Annotated in this window: 21 protein-coding genes and 1 tRNA gene; 18 read left to right on the plus strand and 4 right to left on the minus strand. The window is 32.2% G+C overall.

Features of this window, described 5'->3' with window-relative positions:
- Window positions 1-50 precede the first annotated feature (50 nt).
- Window positions 51-1424: a C4-dicarboxylate transporter DcuC gene (gene dcuC / locus L8U00_RS04665; protein WP_263708671.1), complete on the plus strand. Its 1374-nt coding sequence runs from the start codon at window positions 51-53 to the stop codon at window positions 1422-1424.
- Window positions 1425-1685: 261 nt separating this feature from the next.
- Here dcuC and L8U00_RS04670 read toward each other — a convergent pair whose 3' ends face one another.
- Window positions 1686-2078: a hypothetical protein gene (locus L8U00_RS04670; protein ID WP_263708672.1), complete on the minus strand. Its 393-nt coding sequence runs from the start codon at window positions 2076-2078 to the stop codon at window positions 1686-1688.
- Between L8U00_RS04670 and L8U00_RS04675 the strand changes: the two genes are divergently transcribed.
- Complete coding sequence (locus L8U00_RS04675) at window positions 2041-5508, plus strand: autotransporter outer membrane beta-barrel domain-containing protein (protein ID WP_263708673.1); 3468 nt, start codon at window positions 2041-2043, stop codon at window positions 5506-5508. The two genes, L8U00_RS04670 and L8U00_RS04675, sit on opposite strands and share 38 nt — an antisense overlap.
- A 266-nt stretch (window positions 5509-5774) precedes the next feature.
- Here the strand turns inward: L8U00_RS04675 and purM are convergent, their stop codons facing one another.
- Window positions 5775-6764, minus strand: coding sequence for a phosphoribosylformylglycinamidine cyclo-ligase (gene purM / locus L8U00_RS04680; protein WP_214098353.1), 990 nt, complete (start codon window positions 6762-6764; stop codon window positions 5775-5777).
- A gap of 58 nt (window positions 6765-6822) precedes the next feature.
- Between purM and coaE the strand changes: the two genes are divergently transcribed.
- From coaE to L8U00_RS04695, 3 genes are read left to right on the plus strand one after another with little or no spacing between them, the layout of a single operon-like run.
- Window positions 6823-7416 carry a dephospho-CoA kinase gene (gene coaE / locus L8U00_RS04685; protein WP_263706965.1) on the plus strand — a complete coding sequence of 198 codons (594 nt, stop codon included), beginning with the start codon at window positions 6823-6825 and terminating at the stop codon, window positions 7414-7416.
- A complete protein-coding gene (gene dapF, locus L8U00_RS04690) occupies window positions 7413-8162 on the plus strand; it encodes a diaminopimelate epimerase (protein WP_263708674.1) in 750 nt (249 codons plus the stop codon). Before coaE ends, dapF begins: the two co-directional genes overlap by 4 nt.
- On the plus strand, window positions 8137-8844 hold the full coding sequence (locus L8U00_RS04695) for a glucosaminidase domain-containing protein (protein WP_263708675.1): 708 nt from the start codon (window positions 8137-8139) through the stop codon (window positions 8842-8844). The genes dapF and L8U00_RS04695 overlap by 26 nt, the downstream gene beginning before the upstream one ends.
- On the opposite strand, the gene L8U00_RS04700 is transcribed toward L8U00_RS04695, so the two are convergent.
- Window positions 8841-9902, minus strand: a complete 1062-nt coding sequence (locus L8U00_RS04700) for an ATP-binding protein (protein WP_263708676.1) — start codon at window positions 9900-9902, stop codon at window positions 8841-8843. The genes L8U00_RS04695 and L8U00_RS04700 overlap by 4 nt on opposite strands.
- Before the next feature lie 18 nt (window positions 9903-9920).
- A tRNA-Ala gene (locus tag L8U00_RS04705) sits at window positions 9921-9996 on the minus strand.
- Between the two features lie 226 nt (window positions 9997-10222).
- On the opposite strand from L8U00_RS04705, the gene rpsJ reads away from it, so the two are divergent.
- From rpsJ to rplX, 13 genes are read left to right on the plus strand one after another with little or no spacing between them, the layout of a single operon-like run.
- Window positions 10223-10534 carry a 30S ribosomal protein S10 gene (rpsJ, locus tag L8U00_RS04710; RefSeq protein WP_012660810.1) on the plus strand — a complete coding sequence of 104 codons (312 nt, stop codon included), beginning with the start codon at window positions 10223-10225 and terminating at the stop codon, window positions 10532-10534.
- A gap of 9 nt (window positions 10535-10543) precedes the next feature.
- Window positions 10544-11119 carry a 50S ribosomal protein L3 gene (gene rplC, locus L8U00_RS04715; protein ID WP_012660811.1) on the plus strand — a complete coding sequence of 192 codons (576 nt, stop codon included), beginning with the start codon at window positions 10544-10546 and terminating at the stop codon, window positions 11117-11119.
- A complete protein-coding gene (rplD, locus tag L8U00_RS04720) occupies window positions 11116-11730 on the plus strand; it encodes a 50S ribosomal protein L4 (RefSeq protein WP_039617137.1) in 615 nt (204 codons plus the stop codon). The genes rplC and rplD overlap by 4 nt, the downstream gene beginning before the upstream one ends.
- Before the next feature lies 1 nt (window position 11731).
- Window positions 11732-12013: a 50S ribosomal protein L23 gene (locus L8U00_RS04725; RefSeq protein WP_039617139.1), complete on the plus strand. Its 282-nt coding sequence runs from the start codon at window positions 11732-11734 to the stop codon at window positions 12011-12013.
- 1 nt (window position 12014) lies between these two features.
- On the plus strand, window positions 12015-12845 hold the full coding sequence (rplB, locus tag L8U00_RS04730; protein WP_263708677.1) for a 50S ribosomal protein L2: 831 nt from the start codon (window positions 12015-12017) through the stop codon (window positions 12843-12845).
- A 1-nt stretch (window position 12846) separates the two neighbouring features.
- Window positions 12847-13128: a 30S ribosomal protein S19 gene (rpsS, locus tag L8U00_RS04735; protein WP_263708678.1), complete on the plus strand. Its 282-nt coding sequence runs from the start codon at window positions 12847-12849 to the stop codon at window positions 13126-13128.
- Window positions 13129-13137: 9 nt separating this feature from the next.
- A complete protein-coding gene (rplV, locus tag L8U00_RS04740) occupies window positions 13138-13512 on the plus strand; it encodes a 50S ribosomal protein L22 (protein WP_039617143.1) in 375 nt (124 codons plus the stop codon).
- Between the two features lies 1 nt (window position 13513).
- Entirely contained in the window at window positions 13514-14215 is a 702-nt protein-coding gene (rpsC, locus tag L8U00_RS04745) for a 30S ribosomal protein S3 (protein WP_039617145.1), read from the plus strand.
- A 2-nt stretch (window positions 14216-14217) separates the two neighbouring features.
- Window positions 14218-14643 carry a 50S ribosomal protein L16 gene (gene rplP, locus L8U00_RS04750; protein ID WP_012660818.1) on the plus strand — a complete coding sequence of 142 codons (426 nt, stop codon included), beginning with the start codon at window positions 14218-14220 and terminating at the stop codon, window positions 14641-14643.
- Window positions 14630-14815: a 50S ribosomal protein L29 gene (gene rpmC / locus L8U00_RS04755; RefSeq protein ID WP_012660819.1), complete on the plus strand. Its 186-nt coding sequence runs from the start codon at window positions 14630-14632 to the stop codon at window positions 14813-14815. The genes rplP and rpmC overlap by 14 nt, the downstream gene beginning before the upstream one ends.
- Before the next feature lie 9 nt (window positions 14816-14824).
- Window positions 14825-15076: a 30S ribosomal protein S17 gene (gene rpsQ, locus L8U00_RS04760; protein ID WP_039617148.1), complete on the plus strand. Its 252-nt coding sequence runs from the start codon at window positions 14825-14827 to the stop codon at window positions 15074-15076.
- Entirely contained in the window at window positions 15076-15444 is a 369-nt protein-coding gene (gene rplN, locus L8U00_RS04765) for a 50S ribosomal protein L14 (protein WP_012660821.1), read from the plus strand. The genes rpsQ and rplN overlap by 1 nt, the downstream gene beginning before the upstream one ends.
- Window positions 15444-15671, plus strand: coding sequence for a 50S ribosomal protein L24 (gene rplX, locus L8U00_RS04770; protein ID WP_012660822.1), 228 nt, complete (start codon window positions 15444-15446; stop codon window positions 15669-15671). The genes rplN and rplX overlap by 1 nt, the downstream gene beginning before the upstream one ends.
- The last annotated feature ends 1 nt before the right edge of the window (window position 15672 follow it).

Genomic DNA, 15672 nt, shown 5'->3' on the forward strand with positions numbered 1-15672 from the left:
TTTAAGAAAAACCCCGTAAAATAGACTAAATACAAAAATTAGGAGGTTTTATGGAGGTTTTTCTTTCTGTCGTGGCTACTTTATTTTGTGTATTTTTAGTAGCCTATTTTATTCTTAAAAAATACAATCCTATCTTTACTTTTTTTCTCTCAGGTATTATTATCTTAATCATCATTTCTTTAGCAACTGGCGAGTCTGTGCTAAAACAAAGCTTAGGAAATCCTGTTTTTGATGTCTTTGGTTTTGTAACTCAAACTTTTAAGACAAATTTAGCTGGTGTGGGGCTTATTATAATGTCTGTTGCAGGTTTTGCAGCCTATATGAAGCACATTAATGCTTCGGCAAAGTTAGCTTTTGTAGCAAATAAACCGCTAGGCAAGATTAAAAATAAATACCTAGTTTTAAGTGGAACTTTTGTAGTGGGTATGGCTTTAAAAATAATTATTTCAAGTTACACAGGATTGTTACTTTTGTTGCTTGCTTCGATTTATCCTGTTTTAATCGCCATAGGAATTCGTCCTATCACTGCTGTATCGGTTTTATCATTAATTGCACTTGATTATGGTCCTAAAGATGGAAATTCTATAAATTTAGCAGATATGGTAGGCATTGAAAATGTTGTTGCTATGTTTTTTGAATACCAAATTTATCCTGTTATAGCTTATGTTGTTGTGATAGCTTTGCTTATTCCGTTTTATTATAGTTATATGGATAAAAAAGACTTAGCAAAAGGCGTTGTGGATAATATCGAACACATGGAAATAAAAAACCCAAATTGTCCTTTATTTTATATTTTCTTACCTTGGCTTCCTATAGTGTTTTTATTTGGTGCTTATTTTGCAAATTTATATGGATATAAAGTGAAGCTAGATGTGGTGAGCGCCAATTTTTTAAGTATAAGTTTGGTTTTTATTTTAGAGTATGTTAGACATAAAGATGCAAAAAAACTTGCAGATGATTTGATGGTGATACTAAAAGCTATGGCAGAAATTTTTGTAAGTGTTGTTTGTATTATCATTGCAGCTTCTATTTTTGCAGAAGGTATTAAAGCGTTAAAAGGTATAGAACATTTAGCCTTAGCAGTTTCTTCTATGGGGGCTTCTGCTGTGTTGCTTACTATTATAGTTTTAAGCTTTATTGTGTATTTTGCAAGTGTGATTATGGGTAGTGGGATTGCTGCTTTTAATGCTTTTGGAAGACTTGCTCCAGATATTGCTCAAAAACTAGGGATTAATCCTATCTCACTAGCTTTGCCACTTGAGATTGCTTCTTGTTTGGGGCGTGCTGCCTCGCCGATATCGGGTGGAATTTTAGCCTTAGCAGGCTTTGCAAAATTAGATCCTATAGCCATTGTTAAAAGATCTACTCCTATGTTGCTTGTAGGAATGGCTTTAAATATCCTAATAGCTTGGTATTTTGCATAAATTTAGAGTAATGGCTTTTAGGCTATTACTCTAGTATGTTTGTATTAAAAATTTATGCAAATTTAAGAGATTTTATAAAAGATAAATAAGCCTAATGTCTTTTAAACTCATCTATAAAAAAACCATAAATTATAAAAATCTTTAATGTATATATAATGTAAATTTATAAAAAATTTATTATTTTTTATTACTATTACGCAAATTTTAATTTTCAAAGGAGTTTTAATGTTAAATTTTATGGGGGGGGGGAATTGAGAATTCTCAATCAAGCATATCCTCTTTAAAAACATCAAACAATCTTTCTTTTACTAAGAAAACCTTCTTATCTTTAGCAACTATATCTTTTTTAGCAACTTGTGCTAATGCTAGTATAACAACTATAAGTGATAAAACTTCTAATGGTAGTATTACTATCACTAAAGCTAAAAGCACTACAAACAATAACAACAAACAAGTAAAAAATTCTAAAAGTATTAGTGGTGGTGAGTGTAGTAGCGGTAGTAATTGTACTATAAGTAAACCTATTAGCAATGGTGTAACTATTAATGGTGGTAGTAGTAATAACTCATTAACTATTACAAGTGAAGGTAGTGTTACAAACTCAAGTAAACATGGTGTGGTAGTTAAAGATAATGCTACCAATGTAACTATCAATAATGCTGGTACAATAAAAAGTACAGCTAATGGTAATCATGGTGTAGAAATATGGAATAACTCTACTGTAGATAAAATCACTAATACAGGTTTAATTGAAGGTTCTAGTTCTGGTGTTAGTGTAACATCTGCTAATACTACTTTAAAAAATTTAGAAAACAGTGGTACTATAAAAGGTGGTTCTAATGGTATAAAAGTTGATAATGGAGGTAAATTAGAAACGCTTAATAACAGGGGTACTATAAGTGGTGGTAGTAATGGTATTTATGTTGACAAGGGCACTATAGAATCTATTAATAATTCAGGTGTTATTGAAAGTAATGGACAGTATGGAGGAATTGTTTCTATAAGTGAAATAAAAACCATCAAAAATGAAAAAAATGGTGTTATTAAGTCTAGCACTAATGGTATTGGATTGCTATGGTCTACAAAAGGTGGACAATATTTTGCTAAAGGAGAACTTATAGATAATGCCGGTACTATCGAAGCTGGGCAGGCAGGAATTAGTATATATTCAGGGGCCACTTTAAATACTATTGACAACTCCGGTATTATTAATGCAGGAAGTAATGGTATTGAATTATATGATATGGGTTGGGGAACCAATGCTTCAATTAGTGTAAAAACTATAAACAATTCAGGAACTATTATAGCAAAGCGCGATGGTATTGTTTTTAGAGATGGCAGAACAAATACTAATACATCTGCAATGACTATAGATAATATATCAAACACAGGTACCATTCAAGCAGGAAGATATGGAATTGTATTAAGCGATACTAAAAATGCTTACCAAATCGGTAAAATCGATTTAGGTGGTTTAGTTAGTGGTGGTACAGCTGGATTTTATATAGGAGCTAAGCAAAAACTAACAGAAGATATTACTGTAACAGGAACCCTAGCAGGCGGTAGTGGTATTATCAATAAAGGAACATTAGGTAATACTGATAAAACTGGTGGTATTAAGCTAAATGGTGGAACCATAGCCGCAACATCTGAAAGCAATGGTATGATGTATTATAATGCTAATGGTGCTGCTATAAGAAATACTGATAATGGTATTATTTATGGTGATACAGAGTTAAAAGATAAAGCTTCTATGATAGGAGATTTTATTAACGAAGGTAATGGTCAAATAGAAGGCTCTATAAAATTAAGCAATGAATCTAAAATTTTTGGAAATATTAATAATATAGGCACAGGAAATATTAATGGTTCTATAGAATTAACAGATAAATCATACATAGCTGGTATAGTCAATTCAGGCTCAGGAAAAATCACAGGAAGCATTAGCGTAGATAGCTCAAGTGAGATAGGTAATATTATCAATGCAGGAAGTGGAGAAATCACTGGTAATGTTAGTGTAAATAATAGCTCTAAAGTTGGCAATATCATCAATGGTACTTTAGCAAATTCTTTTTATGCTGATGGAGTTTCTACTGGTAAAATCACTGGTGATGTTAGCGTTGGCAATAAAAGTATAGTTGGAAATATTATAAATGCTGGACAAGGACAAATCTCAGGTGGTATTAAAGTTGATAATAATAGTGAAGTTACTAATATTTCTAATGCTGGTAATGGGCTTATTAGCAGTGATGTTAGCGTTAATAATGGATCGAAAGTAGGTAATATCTTTAATAGTGATTTTGGAAAAATCACAGGAGATATATCTATAGGTAAAGAATCTAGTGTAGGTGGGGTTGTAAATAGTGGCAATGGTGAAGTTAGTGGAGATATTAAAGTAGAAGAAGGTGGTAAGGTAGAAGAGATTGTCAATGATGGCAATGGACAAATCACTGGTGATGTGAGTGTAGGATCAGGTTCTTCTGTGGGTAATATCACTAATAGTGGTAATGGTAATATAGGTGGTAGTATTAAAAATGATGGAGAATTAGGCTCAATTAATAATAGTGGTTCTATCAGCGGTTCTATTGAAAATAACAATGGTGATTTAGATATTAAAAACGATGGAGAATTAGGTGGATCTATCACTGTAGGTAGTGGTGGTGGTAATACTTCTATCTCAAATGGTTCTAATGGTAATATAGGTGGTGGTATAGTTAATAATGGTAATAATGATATTAACATAGATAACCAAGGTACGGTTAAACCTGATAGCAATGGTAATCACATCACTAATAATGGCGGTGGTAATGTAAATGTAGGTGATTGGGTGGTTCAGCCAAATGAAGATGGTAGTCTTGATGGGGTTATTAATGTAGGTGGTAGTGGTAGTGGTTCTACAAATATAGACAATATCACAGTAGATACTTCATCTCCAAACTATGATGCAACTAAACCTATCAATCCTGATAATATAGTTAATAATAATACAAGCGGTAGTGGTGGAGTAGGTAAACCTGGTAATGTTGGCTCAAACAATGATTTATTAAATTTAGTTTATGATCCAATTTCAGGAACTTATAAAACCTTAGCTGATGTAAGTGCTGGTGTGGGTTCTGTTATGGCTCAAACTTTAGTTAATACCTATATAATGAGATCATTCTTTATTGATACTGTAATGGATGATGCTTCAAGAATGGCATATAAACATGCAAGAGTACATGATCATAAGAAAAACAAAGACTTAGTGGGATTTAGCACAGATGAACATTATCATGGCTTTGTATTGCCATATTTTTCATCAAATAGTATTAAACTTTTAGGAACAAGTGATTATTCTAAAGGACATACTAAAGGTATAGTAGCAGGTTTTCATACCTTAAGAGATATAGGTATGCTAGGAGCTTATTTAAGAACTGAAGAAGCTAATATGGATACTAAAGATTATTTCTCTTTAAAAATGCAAACAGTTTATGCAGGTTTGAAATATTCTAATCTTTTATTAGAAGATGAAATGAAAGAAGCTTTCGTTAAAGCACATACTAAAGTAGCTTATACTAAAAATGATGTACAAAAATTCATCGATAAAGGAAAAAAAGAAGCTAATGGTAATACAGATACTTATGGTTATGGAGCAAGTATAGGTACTGGTATGAATTTTTATTTAGATGGTATCAATAATGTTATTACACCTGAAGTATCATTAAACTATGAAGGTGGTTTCACAAAAGCATTTAGTATGCATGGAGAAGGTGCGTTAAATCATGAAAGATATTATGAAAGTAAATTAAATCTTTTCTCAAGTACAGCATCAATTAAATGGTTTAATCAATGGCACCCACAAATTAGCACTTCATTTGAAGCAGGTGCAAGAATTAACTTCAATCCTGAAGTAGATTCAAGAGTAAACTTTGCAAACTTAAAAGCAAGTGAAACTTTAGATTTACCAAGAACCTATCAATATGCTGGTGCATCTTTAATCTTTTCTTTAGCAAAAGATTTAGATATGTCATTTAACTATAATGGCACTTTTGCAAACAATGCTCATTCTCATACAGGGTATTTGCAATTTGATTTTATATTCTAAATATACTAAGCCTTTTAAGGCTTAGTGTTTAATTAATTGCCCAGAGTTTGCTTGAAATAAAATTACAAAACAACAAAAAAAGATTTGAAGAAAAATAATCTAGTAATAGTTTAAGGTATATTAGTTTATATCTTTTAAGTAGTATGTTAAATTAAAATTAAAACTCCTTATTAGGCAAACTCTAAAGACATTAAGCTTAAAGCTTTAGTTTATTGCTTTAATGCTTTTAAGCTTAATGTGTGTTAAGTAAGCTCTGGGGAGTTGAATTATTCTAGTATTACCCCTTCATTTAATACAACTTCGCCTATTACATAAGCATCTGAGCTTTCTAAAACTTTTCCTACATTAGATGGATCTACCACCATAACTAAACCCACGCCCATATTAAAGCTTCTATACATTTCAGCCTCTTCTACACTTTGGCCTATTTGGTAAAAAATTTCAGGAGTTTTTAGATGATGTTTTCTGATGATTGCACCTATTCCTCTTGGGAAAACTCTTGGTAAATTTTCTACTAAACCACCACCTGTTATATGAGCTAGTGCATTGATGAATGGTTTTAATTTTAAAAAGTCTTTTACGTAAATTCTTGTAGGTTCAAGTAGAATATCGATTAAATTTTTACCCTCTATTTTATCATCAAACTTAAGCTTTTGTGCTTCAAATAATACTTTTCTAGCTAAAGAATATCCATTAGAATGAAGCCCGCTACTAGGTAGGGCTAGTAAAATATCTCCATTTTTTACAAAATTTCTTCTATCGATTTCATCTTTTTCGGCCATACCCACTGAAAAACCTGCTAAGTCAAAATCATTGCTATGATACATTCCAGGCATTTCAGCGGTTTCTCCGCCTATTAAGGCACAATTTGCTTTTTTACAACCATTAGCAATCCCTGCTACGACTTTTTTAGCTACTTCTACATCTAATTTTGCAGTTGCATAATAGTCTAAAAAAAACAAAGGCGTAGCAAAATTACAAATTAAATCATTCACACACATTGCTACTAAGTCCTCACCTATGGTGTCAAATTTTTGACTATCAATAGCAAGACGCAACTTCGTACCCACTCCATCAGTTGCTGCTAACATAACAGGATTTTTAAAACCACTTGGCATAGCAAAAGCACCTGAAAAAGAGCCTATGCCACCTAAAACATTTTCATTAAAAGTTTCTTTTACTAAAGGCTTGATTGCTTCTACAAAAGCATTGCCATTGTCTATACTTACACCCGCATCTTCATAGCTTATATTCATTTATCTTCCTTTAAGAATTTAAAAGGTATTTTAACTAAAAATGTTTTAAGGCTAAATTATGCAAAATGCTTATTTTGTAACTTCAAGTATAGCGGGTGGAAAGTCAAGCTTTATAAAAATAGTTCAAAATTTGGGTTTTGATACTTTAAGCGCAGATGTGATAGCTCATGAGCTTTTAAATGAAAATGCAAATTCCATAGCTAAGCTTTTTGATAACGATGATTTAATCATAGCAGGAAAAATAGATAGAAAAAAACTTGGAACTATTGTATTTAACGACTTAAATGCTAAAAAAAAGCTAGAAGATTTTTTACATCCTAAAATCAAAGAAGTTATTTTACAAAAAGCTCAAATTTTAGATAAAAAAAACAAGGCTTTTTTTATAGAACTGCCTTTATTTTTTGAAAATAATCACTATCAAAATTTAGGAAAAAGTATATTAATTTATGCTCCAAAAGAACTTTTGCTTCAAAGATTAATGCAAAGAGATAATTTAGATGAAAACGAAGCCTTGAAAAGAATTAATTTACAACTTGATATAGAAGAAAAACTAAAAAAAGCAGATTTTGTGATAAAAAATACCTCAGGTTATGAAAATTTTGAGAAAAATGTGCTAAATTTTTTAAAACACACTTTAAAGGTTGAAAAATGAAATTTTACAAGTACTTTGCTAGCGGGAATGATTTTGTGGTGTTTGCAGATAGTGAAAAAAAAGATCGTAGCGAATTAGCTAAAATTCTTTGTAATCGTTATGAAGGCATAGGCGCTGATGGGCTTATAGTAGTTGTGCCTCATGATAGATATGATTTTGAATGGGAATTTTATAATTGTGATGGGAGCAAGGCAAGTATGTGCGGTAATGGCTCACGCGCAGCAGCTCATTTTGCTCATCATTATTTGAAAAAATCTCAATATTTAAATTTCTTAACCGGTGCAGGACTTATAAAATCTTTTGTTGATGATGATATAGTTGAAATTAAACTTAGCGGGGTAAAGGATATTAAAGAAGCTTTTGAGTATAAAGGTAGAATTTGGCAAGGCTGTAATACTGGTGTTCCGCATATAATAACCTTTGTTGATGATTTAAACGAATTTGATGTAAATTTATGCAAAGAAGTGCGTAAAAGATACAATGCAAATGTTAACTTTGCTAAAGTAGAAGATGATGAATTTATAAGAGTTAGAACTTATGAACGCGGGGTAGAAGATGAGACTTTAGCTTGTGGTACGGGTATGGGGGCTTGTTTTTATCTAGCGTATTTAAATCAAGAAGTAAAAGATGATATTTTGGTAAAGCCAAAAAGTAATGAAAGTTTGTATTTTAGATTAGAAGAGGATCAAATATTTTTCAGAGGAAAGGTAAAGTGCTGTTTTGAAGCTGATTATAATTTTGCTTAGTAGTGTTTTATTTTTAAAAGCTGAATTTATAGCAGGTTTTGATGAGCAATATTATGCTTTAAGTATAAAAGAAAAGCGTGAGGTTTTTATCAAAAAAATCAATGCTTTATTGGATGTTTCTTTTAAAGAGATAGAAAAGGAAAAAGAATTTATAGAATTTTTCTTTAAAGAAGCTATAAAGAATAATTTTAGAAAGCTAAATACTAATGCTGTGCAAAAACTATGGTCTTTAAAAGAAAAATATCGTGTTAAAAATTTATATGATCACAAAGAATATCAAATGCGTGTCCAAAAGGTACCGAAGTCTTTAGCTATAGCTCAAGCTATTATTGAAAGTGCAACTGGTACAAGTCGTTTTGCTAAAGAGGCAAATAATTTATTTGGAGAATGGACTTGGGGTGAAAAAGGTTTAGTGCCAAAGGAAAGAGGCGAGGGTAAAACTCATAAAATTCGTATATTTGATAGCTTGCAAGAAAGTGTGGATTCATACTTGCTTAATTTAAATCGCCACGATGCTTATAAGGAATTTAGAGCTTGGCGGTGGGATGTGATAAGCGAAAATGAAAAACTTGATGGTAAAGAAGCGGCAAGTCATTTAGAAAAATATTCAGAGATTAAAAGTAATTACACTAAGCTTATTTTATCTATCATCGAGCAATATAAGCTTGATGAGTTAGATTAATTACCCAAGGCCCACTCATCAAAAGGCAAAATCATCACACGCACCCCTTCGATGAAAAACTCATCTCTTTGTGAAAGCGTGATGATATAAATAGTCGAAAGTGCAAGTTGATTTTTACTAAGGATTTTTTTGACTTTTAAGCTAAGTAAATCTTTATCTTTAAAGGGTGAGCATAAAAATGCATTTTTAAGACTTGGTAAGTAAAAATCAAAATGTTTAGTATAAAAAATTTCTTGTTTAAATTTAAACAACTCACTTAAAATCAAATTTTCAAACAAAGCGCTAAAGTCTTTTTGTATGCTTAGAGAATTTTTTAATGAAAAGTCCCAAAAATATACTTTTTTTAAATTTTTTTCAAGATTTTTTACAAAATACAAAGTGTAGTTTGATTCTAGTTTTTCTATGCTTTTATATAAGGTATCTTTGGAAATTTTTATACTGTTTTTTAGAGTTTTTAATAACTCATTAACGCTAAATTCACTCCCAAGTTCTAAGGCAATTTGTTTGAGTATGGTAAGTTCTAATGGGGTATAAAAGCTTTTTAAGTATGATGAGTTTGTGTTAAAATTGTGATTTAAAATCACATTGCGCCCTGTGTGTAAAAAATAACTTACCATGGTTTTGGTATCAGCATATTTTTTATTTAAGCTTAAAAATTCTTCAAAGTCTAAATAATCTAAATGAAGTTCTTCAAACTGATCTAAGCAAAAATTACTATCACAAACGCTTATTATGATTTGCAAATTAAGATGTTTTAAACTAGCAAAGTCAAAATCATGAGTAAAGTTACAAAGTGCTAAAAATTTAATTTGCGGATTATAAGTTAAAAACGAATTTAAATTTATTAAAGCACTTGCTTGAAATTTTAAATCATCACAATCAATAAAAAGTATATTTTCTGCTTTATACAAAGATAAAAAATTTAAGATCAAATTTTTCTTACCACTTGCAAAACCACCTTTTATAATGATGTTTTTATGGGTTTGGATTTGAATTTTTCTTTCATCAAATTTTTGAAATTTTGGGTAATTATCGTAAAAAAATTGTAGTGATTTCATAAATTTCTTTATACTAAATGGTGGAGCATAGCGGGTTCGAACCGCTGACCCCAACGCTGCCAGCGTTGTGCTCTCCCAGCTGAGCTAATGCCCCTTTAGATTTTGAAATCATACTATATCTTTTCTTAGATTTTCTTAATGCATAAAAAATCTGATAAATTTTATAAAATTTAATTTTTATCCTTTTAAAAAGGAAAATAATTAAAAAAAATGTATAAATTTCTTGACATAGCAAAGTATGTTTTTATATAATCTCAACATCATTTTATATGGTGGTTAGATTCTTATGGGTCTAACGAGTTCTTTACAAAGGAAAAAATATGGAAAGAATCAGGCTTAAGCTAAAAGCTTATGACCACAGAGTTCTAGATCGCACAGTTGCAGCAATTGTAGAAGCTGTTAAAAGAACAGGTGCTGACATCAGAGGTCCAGTGCCAATGCCTACAAAAATCAAAAGATACACAGTTTTGAAATCTCCACACATCAACAAAGATTCACGCGAACAATTTGAGATGAGAATTCATGCTCGTATGCTTGATATTGTAGCAGCTACTCCAGATACAGTAGATTCACTCACTAAGCTTGACTTGGCTCCAGAGGTCAATGTTGAAGTAAGAGCTATGGGTAAATAAGGATAGAATATGGAATACATTGTAGAAAAAATTGGTATGAGTAGAACAATCAGCACACCAAGCATTCCTGTAACCTTACTTAAACTTGTTCAAACTAAAGTATGTGAAGTAGAAAATGGAAAAGCTTTGGTTGCTTATGTAAAAGGCAAAGCAAATAATAAATGCATTGCGGGTCAGCAAAAAAAATACAATCTTTCAGCTGAATATAATAGATTTGCTTCTTTAGAAGTAGCAAACACAGAAGCAGGCGATATTGACCTTAATCCTTTAAAAGAAGCTTCTATTTTAAAAGTAAGCTTTAATTCTAAAGGTAGAGGTTATAGTGGGGTTGTTAAAAGACACGGATTTGCCGGAGGTCCTGCAAGTCACGGTTCAAGATTCCACAGACGTCACGGATCAATCGGTAACCGCGAATGGCCAGGTCGTGTTCAACCAGGTATGAAAATGGCAGGTCACTATGGTAATGTAAAAGTTACTGTTAAAAATGAAGTAGTTTCATTTGATGAAGAAAATGGCATCTTAGTAGTAAAAGGTGCGGTACCAGGATTTAATGGTGCTATGGGTAAAATAAGGATTGCAAAATGAGTAAAGTAACTGTTTTAAATGATAAATTTGAAAAAGCTAGTGAACTCGATCTTCCAGCAAAATATGCAGAAGTTAATCCTCACAACCTTTATTTATATGTAAAATCTTATCTTGCTAGCCTTAGAGCAAACACAGCTCATACTAAAGGTAGAAGCGATGTAAGCGGTGGTGGTAAAAAACCATGGAGACAAAAAGGTCGTGGTGGTGCAAGAGCAGGTTCAACAAGAACGAATGTTTGGGTTGGTGGTGCTGTGGCATTTGGTCCTACAAACAATCGTAACTATTTCCAAAAAGTTAATAAAAAACAAAAACGCTTAGCGCTTGAAAGAGCATTGGCTGATAAAGCACAAAACAATGCATTATTCTCAGTAGATAGTTTAAGCATTGAAAGCGGTAAAACAAAAGATGCAAATGCAGTTATTAAAAAGCTTGGTTTAAAAGATGCTTTAATTGTAAAAGATTTACTAGATGAAAAAACACTTCTTGCTTTTAGAAACTTAGCAAATTGCTATGTAGTTGATATTAGCGAAGTAAATGCTTATTTAGTATCTGTATTTAATGCTGTTATCATTGAAAAAGCAGCGCTTGAATCTATCGTAAAAGAGGGTTAAAATGGCAGATATTACTGATATAAAAACAATACTTTACACTGAAAAAAGCTTAAACCTTCAAGAGCAAGGTGTTGTAGTTATTCAAACTTCTCCAAAAATGACTAAAAATGGTCTAAAAGAAGTTTTAAGAGAATATTTTGGTGTAACTCCAGTAAGAATTAATTCTTTAAAAATGGATGGAAAAGTAAAGCGTTTTAGAGGTCGTGAAGGTCAAAGAAATAGCTTTAAAAAATTCTATGTTAAGCTACCAGAAGGTGTGAGCTTAGAAAGTTCGGAGGCATAAGATGGCAATTAAAACTTATAAACCATATACTCCAAGTAGAAGATATATCACAGGTGTAAGCTCTGATGATATCACAGCAAAAGCTAGTGTGCGTTCATTACTTGTAAAACTTCCAGTTCATGCAGGTCGTAACAATAATGGTAGAATCACAAGCCGTCATAAAGAAGCAGGTGCTAAAAAACTTTACAGAATTATAGATTTTAAAAGAAGAAAATTTGGTATTGAAGGTAAAGTTGAAGCAATCGAGTACGATCCATACAGAAATTGTCGTATTGCATTAATCTCTTATAGAGATGGTGAAAAAAGATACATCTTACAACCAAAAGGTTTAAGTGTTGGCGATGTTGTTTGTGCTGCTGAAAGCGGACTTGACATTAAACCAGGTAATGCAATGAAATTAAGAAATATCCCAGTGGGTACTATCGTACACAATATCGAGTTAAAACCAGGCAAAGGCGGTCAAATGATCCGTTCAGCGGGTGCTTATGCTCAATTAATGGGTAAAGAAGAAAAATACGTTATCTTAAGACTTGCAAGTGGTGAAATGAGACAAGTTTTAGCTGAATGTATGGCAAGTATCGGTGAAGTTGGTAATGAAGAATGGTCAAACGTGACTATTGGTAAAGCTGGTAGAAATCGCCATAGAGGTATTCGTCCTCAAACAAGAGGTTCTGCGATGAACCCAGTTGATCACCCGCACGGTGGGGGTGAAGGTAAGAAAAATTCAGGCCGTCATCCAGTTACTCCATGGGGTAAACCAACTAAAGGTGCTAAAACTCGCCGTAAAAAAGCTAGCGATAAGCTAATAATTTCAAGAAGAAAAGGAAAGTAAGATGGCTAGGTCACTAAAAAAAGGTCCTTTTGTTGATGACCATGTAATGAAAAAAGTCATCGCTGCTAAAAAAGCTAACGATGGTAAGCCAATTAAAACTTGGTCAAGACGCAGCACTATTATACCTGATATGATAGGTTTAACTTTTAATGTTCATAATGGAAAAAGCTTTATCCCAGTATATGTTACTGAAAATCATATCGGTTACAAATTAGGTGAATTTACACCTACTAGAACATTCAAGGGTCACAAAGGCTCTGTTCAGAAAAAAATAGGTAAGTAAGGGAGATTTATGAGTAGAGCGTTAATTAAATTCATAAGATTATCTCCAACTAAAGCGAGATTGATTGCTAGAGAAGTTCAAGGTATGAATGCAGAGCTTGCATTAGCTAGTTTGAAATTTATGCCAAATAAAGGTGCTAAATTTATAGCAAATGCTATTTCAAGTGCTGTAGCAAATGGCGGATTTGAAGCAAATGAAGTTGTTGTTTCAAGTTGTCGTGTTGATGCTGGTGCGGTTTTAAAAAGATTTAGACCAAGAGCTAGAGGAAGTGCTAGTCGTATTAGAAAGCCAACTTCACACATTTTGGTAGAAGTTAGTAAAGTAGAAGCAAGTGCTGAAAAAACTACAAAAGCTAAAAAAGCATCAGTGAAAAAGGAAAGCTAATATGGGACAAAAAGTAAATCCGATTGGTTTAAGACTAGGAATTAATAGAAATTGGGAATCAAGATGGTTTCCTACAAAAGCTAATTTAGCAGAAAATATTGGTGAAGATTATAAAATCAGAACTTTCTTAAAAAGAAAACTTTATTATGCAGGAATTAGCCAAATTCTTGTAGAAAGAACAGCGAAAAAATTAAGAGTAACTGTTGTAGCTGCAAGACCAGGGATTATTATTGGTAAAAAAGGTAGTGATGTTGATATTTTAAGAAAAGAACTTCAAGATTTAATAAAAAAAGAAGTTAATATCAATATCAAAGAAGAAAGAAAAGCAGGTGCTTCAGCTCAGCTTGCAGCTGAAAGTGTTGCTACTCAACTTGAAAAAAGAATTGCTTTTAGAAGAGCAATGAAAAAAGTAATTCAAGGAGCGCAAAAAGCAGGTGCTAAAGGGATTAAAGTTTCAGTTTCAGGCCGTTTAGGTGGTGCTGAAATGGCAAGAACTGAATGGTACTTAGAAGGTCGTGTTCCACTTCACACTTTAAGAGCAAAAATCGATTATGGTTTTGCAGAAGCACACACTACTTATGGAAACATAGGTATTAAAGTATGGATCTTCAAAGGTGAAGTTTTACAAAAGGGTGTTCAACCTGAAAAAACCGAAGAAAACGCTCCAGCTAAAAAAACTAGAAGAGCAAGAAGAGGTAAATAATCATGTTAATGCCAAAAAGAACAAAATATCGTAAAATGATGAAAGGGCGTAACAGAGGTTATGCCAACAGAGGGACTGAATTTACTTTTGGTGATTTTGCCCTAAAAGCAACTGAAGCTGGCCGTATCAATTCACGTCAAATCGAAGCAGCTCGTATTGCTTTAACTCGTTTTGTAAAAAGACAAGGTAAAACTTGGATTAGAGTTTTCCCAGATAAACCTCTAACTAAAAAACCTTTAGAAACTCGTATGGGTAAAGGTAAAGGTGCAGTTGAGGAATGGGTAATGAACATTAAACCAGGTCGTATCATTTATGAAATGGCAGGGGTTAATGAAGAAATGGCAAGACAAGCTTTAACTTTAGCGATGCACAAGTTGCCATTTAAAACTAAGTTTGTTACAAGAGAGAGCCAAAATGAAATATACTGAGATTAAAGATAAAACAGCAGGTGAGCTTGCAACAATGCTAAAAGAAAAAAAGGTGCTTTTATTTACTTTAAGACAAAAGCTAAAAACAATGCAGCTAACTAATCCTAAAGAGATTAGCGAAGTTAAAAAAGACATCGCTAGAATCAATACTGCAATTAGCGCTTTAAAATAAGGATAGAAAATGGCATTTAAAAGAGAAATTCAAGGCGTTGTTGTTCAAATTGCTGGAGATAAAACAGCAACAATTTTGGTTGAAAGAAAAGTGGTTCACCCAAAATACAGAAAAATCGTAAAACGCTTTAAAAAATATTTAATTCATGATGAAAGAAATGAACTTAAAGTGGGAAATACTGTAGTTGCTATTGAATGTAGACCACTTTCTAAGAGAAAATCATTTCGCTTAAAAACTATAGTATCAGCAGGAGTTGAGTAATGATTCAAAGTTTTACTAGGCTTGCAGTTGCTGATAATAGCGGTGCAAAAGAATTAATGTGTATTAAGGTTTTAGGTGGTAGTAAAAGAAGATACGCTACTGTTGGTGATGTAATCGTTGCATCTGTAAAAAAAGCTCTACCAAATGGTAAAGTTAAAAAAGGTCAAGTAGTAAAAGCAGTTATCGTTAGAACTAAAAAAGAAATTCATAGAGATAATGGTTCTTTAATTCGTTTTGATGAAAATGCAGCAGTTATTCTTGATGCTAAAAGAGAGCCTATCGGAACACGTATTTTTGGACCAGTAGGTCGTGAAGTAAGATATGGTGGCTTTATGAAAATTGTTTCACTAGCACCGGAGGTGTTGTAATGAAATTAAAAATTAAAAAGAATGATATGGTAAAAGTTATCGCAGGCGATGACAAAGGCAAAACAGGTAAAGTTTTAGCAGTATTTCCTAAAACAAATAAAGTAATTGTTGAGGGTTGTAAAATCGCTAAAAAAGCTGTTAAGCCAAGTGATAAAAATCCAAATGGCGGTTTTATCAATAAAGAAATGCCAATGGATATTTCAAATGTAGCAAAGGCAGGAGAATAAG

The sequence above is a fragment of the Campylobacter sp. IFREMER_LSEM_CL2256 genome (assembly GCF_025771645.1).
Lineage (GTDB): Bacteria > Campylobacterota > Campylobacteria > Campylobacterales > Campylobacteraceae > Campylobacter_D.

Bases quoted from the DNA above. Each gene is read 5' to 3' on its own strand.
- purM (WP_214098353.1), bottom strand. From the start codon at position 6,764: ATGAATATAAGCTATGAAGATGCGGGTGTAAGTATAGACAATGGCAAT.
- rpsC (WP_039617145.1), top strand. From the start codon at position 13,514: ATGGGACAAAAAGTAAATCCGATTGGTTTAAGACTAGGAATTAATAGA.
- L8U00_RS04700 (WP_263708676.1), bottom strand. From the start codon at position 9,902: ATGAAATCACTACAATTTTTTTACGATAATTACCCAAAATTTCAAAAA.
- rplB (WP_263708677.1), top strand. From the start codon at position 12,015: ATGGCAATTAAAACTTATAAACCATATACTCCAAGTAGAAGATATATC.
- rpsJ (WP_012660810.1), top strand. From the start codon at position 10,223: ATGGAAAGAATCAGGCTTAAGCTAAAAGCTTATGACCACAGAGTTCTA.
- coaE (WP_263706965.1), top strand. From the start codon at position 6,823: ATGCAAAATGCTTATTTTGTAACTTCAAGTATAGCGGGTGGAAAGTCA.
- rplP (WP_012660818.1), top strand. From the start codon at position 14,218: ATGTTAATGCCAAAAAGAACAAAATATCGTAAAATGATGAAAGGGCGT.
- dapF (WP_263708674.1), top strand. From the start codon at position 7,413: ATGAAATTTTACAAGTACTTTGCTAGCGGGAATGATTTTGTGGTGTTT.
- rpsQ (WP_039617148.1), top strand. From the start codon at position 14,825: ATGGCATTTAAAAGAGAAATTCAAGGCGTTGTTGTTCAAATTGCTGGA.
- rplX (WP_012660822.1), top strand. From the start codon at position 15,444: ATGAAATTAAAAATTAAAAAGAATGATATGGTAAAAGTTATCGCAGGC.
- rplV (WP_039617143.1), top strand. From the start codon at position 13,138: ATGAGTAGAGCGTTAATTAAATTCATAAGATTATCTCCAACTAAAGCG.
- rpmC (WP_012660819.1), top strand. From the start codon at position 14,630: ATGAAATATACTGAGATTAAAGATAAAACAGCAGGTGAGCTTGCAACA.
- rplC (WP_012660811.1), top strand. From the start codon at position 10,544: ATGGAATACATTGTAGAAAAAATTGGTATGAGTAGAACAATCAGCACA.
- rplN (WP_012660821.1), top strand. From the start codon at position 15,076: ATGATTCAAAGTTTTACTAGGCTTGCAGTTGCTGATAATAGCGGTGCA.
- rpsS (WP_263708678.1), top strand. From the start codon at position 12,847: ATGGCTAGGTCACTAAAAAAAGGTCCTTTTGTTGATGACCATGTAATG.
- rplD (WP_039617137.1), top strand. From the start codon at position 11,116: ATGAGTAAAGTAACTGTTTTAAATGATAAATTTGAAAAAGCTAGTGAA.
- L8U00_RS04725 (WP_039617139.1), top strand. From the start codon at position 11,732: ATGGCAGATATTACTGATATAAAAACAATACTTTACACTGAAAAAAGC.
- dcuC (WP_263708671.1), top strand. From the start codon at position 51: ATGGAGGTTTTTCTTTCTGTCGTGGCTACTTTATTTTGTGTATTTTTA.